The sequence below is a fragment of the Streptomyces sp. NPDC054841 genome (assembly GCF_053611045.1).
Genome location: NZ_JBSGZO010000876.1, coordinates 1 through 1,573, shown reverse-complemented (window position 1 = coordinate 1,573; position 1,573 = coordinate 1). Strand labels below are relative to the sequence as shown.

Genomic DNA, 1,573 nt, shown 5'->3' with positions numbered 1-1,573 from the left:
GCCGATAGGAGAAGAGGTGCAGTGTGATGACAAGCGCTTGTCGAAGCACGAGCCGACCCGGCCCATGGACTGGATGACGCCCAGCTTGCGGCAGGCCCGGCGGAACTTCCGCGAGGCGTACTCGGCGGACTCAACTGGTTGTCGCAACACCTCGATCATGGAGGTGTTGATGGGCAGGCCAGCGGGCTGGATGAAGGACCTGACCGGCAGGTCACCGATGAAGTCGCCGGGCAAGCCGTCGCTGCGACGCGACGTGGAGCGGTTGTTCTGGCGTGAGATCGGCAAAGGGCTCACCAGCGAGGAGGCCGCGATCGCGGTCGGCGCGTCGCAGGCGGCGGGCAGTCGTTGGTTCCGGGAACGTGGTGGCATGCCGACGTTCTTGCGTGTCCCGGTCACGGGCCGCTACTTGTCGTTTGTAGAGCGAGAAGAGATCGCCCTTCTCAAGGCTCAGCGCGCTGGGGTGAGAGAGATCGCCCGCCGGCTCGGCCGCCACCCCTCGACCATCTCCCGGGAACTGCGCCGCAACGCGGCCACCCGCGGAGGCAAGCTCGACTATCGAGCGTCGGTCGCGCAGTGGAAGGCAGAGCTGATGGCGAGGCGCCCCAAGCCGGCCAAGCTCGTCAAGAACGACCGGCTGCGCGACTATGTGCAGGGTCGGCTGGCCGGGGAGGTCCGGGCCCCGGACGGAACGACGGTGACGGGACCGCAGACGCGGGCGTGGAAGGGGCGGAACAAGCCGCGACGCCAGGACCGCCGGTGGGCGACGTCCTGGAGCCCGGAGCAGATCGCCCACCGGCTCAAGTTCGACTTCCCCGAGGACGAGACGATGCGGATCTCGCACGAGGCGATCTACCAGGCGCTTTATGTCCAAGGCCGAGGCGCGCTCAAGCGTGAGCTGGTCGCCTGCCTGCGCACCGGGCGGGCACTGCGGGTCCCACGCGCACGCTCCCGGCGACGGCCTGGCGGGCACGTCACCCCGGACGTCGTGATCAGCGAGCGGCCGGCCGAGGCGGCAGACCGTGCAGTGCCCGGCCATTGGGAGGGTGACCGTGCGACACGAAGTTGCACGAATTTGAGTGGACTGACCGATTGGAGAGGCGGCTGATGGTGGGGCCGTAGGTGCAGTCACGGGTCCGTGTCCGTATGACCCGTGACTGCCCTTGACGTGCGGTGCCAGTAACGGCGTGGTGCGAAGCTCAGGGGGAAGCCCAAGGGCTCCCGTTCCATCCGGGAGTTACCGGCAAGGGGAAGACCGGACGGGTGAACGCAAGTGAACTCCCGATGACGCCTCGTGATCCCAAGCCTCGCCGATGGAAGGTTCCAGCGAGGTGCATGGCTGGCCGCTGAGAAGCGGCAGGCGCTGGCCGGCAGAGGTCACTCTGGCCAGGTGGACACCGCCGCCTCGGGGTAAAGGGAGCACCCACCCCGGTCGTATCTCATTCGTGTGGAACGTGGAAACCCCGTTGGGGTCCGGGCCTTCGTGGCCCGGTCGGCCGACCGCGAGGAAGGCTCAACTCCCCAGCGGGAACAGGATGGCCCAAGAAGCCAATGCCGGAAGCCGAAAGGAATCGGG

The 1,573-nt window shown here is 67.8% G+C and carries 1 pseudogene; it reads left to right on the top strand.

The features are described from left to right. Nucleotides 1–190: 190 nt before the first annotated feature. Nucleotides 191–1,048 (top strand): annotated as a pseudogene (locus ACWGI8_RS44120) (transposase); the annotation flags it as partial. Nucleotides 1,049–1,573 lie beyond the last annotated feature (525 nt).